Genomic DNA, 1,760 nt, shown 5'->3' with positions numbered 1-1,760 from the left:
GGCAAAACACTTCAAAATTCAAGCGGAAATACTATTAACTCATACACCTTAAAAGAGAGCAAAAAATCTTTTTTTAATGGCACCAGGATTGCTGCAACAGCAAGATTGGGTATGGGTAGTTTTTCACTCATTGGTACTTATTCACTTACTTCTTTAATAAAGGATGGTTCAGGACCAGATATTAAGCCCTGGCAACTTGGCCTTTGCATCAGAGGTTTATAATAAACCTTATACATTATTTATGAGATCCCCCGTTCTTACGGGGGATTTTTGTTTTACAATCATTTAACTTTGCGGCTCATAACACATCATGAGCGACGAAATCAAACACGAATGTGGCCTCGCCTTTATTCGCCTTCGTAAAAACTTCAGCTATTATCTGCAACAATATGGTACGGTAATGTATGGCCTCAATAAATTGTATTTATTGATGGAAAAACAGCATAACCGTGGGCAGGATGGAGCAGGAATTGCCACGGTAAAGTTAAATACAGAACCCGGCTACCCATTTTTGCACCGCATCAGGAGCAATGCCAACCAGCCTATTGCAGATTTGTTTTTACAGGTAGGAAAAGAAATTGCTGAGATAGAAAAATATCAGCCTGATATAAAAAGCCATCCAGGTTTAATGAAGGGGCATATCAATTTTCTTGGAGAATTATTGCTTGGTCATTTGCGGTATGGAACACAGGGAAAAAACAATGTAGAATTTTGTCACCCTTTTATTAAAAGAGATACCATCCCTTCCAGGAACCTTGCTTTAGCCGGAAATTTTAACCTGGTAAATACAGAAGAATTATTCAGCCTGGTGAATATGGAACCGGGTGTGTTTCAAAAGCAAAGCGATCTTGCAGCTATGATGGAAGTGATTCATCATTTTTTAGTAAAGGCTGATGAAGCTTTTCCCGGTTATCTTGATATTGCCAAAGTACTTAAAAAGTCTGTGCCCTTATTTGATGGTGGTTTTAATTTTTGTGGATTAGTGGGTAATGGTACTGGTTTTGTGATGAGAGATGCTCATGGCATACGTCCTTCCTATTATTATATAAATGACGAGGTGATAGTGGCTGCCAGTGAAAGGGCTGCCATCAGAACCGCTTTTAATGTAGGAGAAAATGAAGTGAAGGAATTAATGCCAGGATGTGCCCTTATTGTAGATGCTCATGGCAGTTATAGTATAGAACAAATAGTGGAGCCCAAAGAAAGAAAAGCCTGTAGTTTTGAAAGGATTTATTTTAGCAGGGGCAGCGATGAAAAAATTTACAGGGAAAGAATTGCTTTAGGTTATAATTTAAGTGATGTTATTTTAAAAGTAATTAAATACGATTTGAAAAATACCATCTTCTCCTTTATTCCCAATACTGCAGAAACTGCTTTTTATGGTTTGCTAAAAGGCGCAGAAGATTACCTGAACAAAATAAAAATAGAAAGGATTGCCAGTTGGGGAAATGATTTTAATGAGGAGAAATTAACCGAAATGATAACCAGGAAAATCCGGTTTGAAAAAATTGCGATCAAAGATGTTAAGCTGCGGACTTTTATTACAGAAGACTCCAGCCGCAACGAAATGGTACAGCATGTGTACGATATCACTTACGGCACGGTACGTAAAAATGAAGATACGCTGGTAGTTATTGACGACAGTATTGTAAGGGGCACCACACTCAAAGAAAGTATCATCCGTATGCTTGCCCGCCTGCAGCCAAAAAAAATAATTATTGTGTCATCAGCCCCGCAAATACGTTACCCTGATTGTTATG

General features: G+C 38.2%; 1 protein-coding gene and 1 pseudogene. Both read left to right on the top strand.

The window, feature by feature from the left end:
* Positions 1-222: pseudogene (locus ACY651_RS03550) on the top strand (hypothetical protein); the annotation flags it as partial.
* An 88-nt stretch (positions 223-310) separates the two neighbouring features.
* Positions 311-1,760 (top strand): amidophosphoribosyltransferase (locus ACY651_RS03545; RefSeq protein ID WP_462249780.1); only part of this gene is annotated, 1,450 nt, incomplete at its 3' end.

The sequence above is a fragment of the Ferruginibacter sp. genome (assembly GCF_031391665.1).
Taxonomy (GTDB): Bacteria; Bacteroidota; Bacteroidia; order Chitinophagales; family Chitinophagaceae; genus Ferruginibacter.
This window is presented reverse-complemented; position numbering and strand designations above follow the sequence as displayed.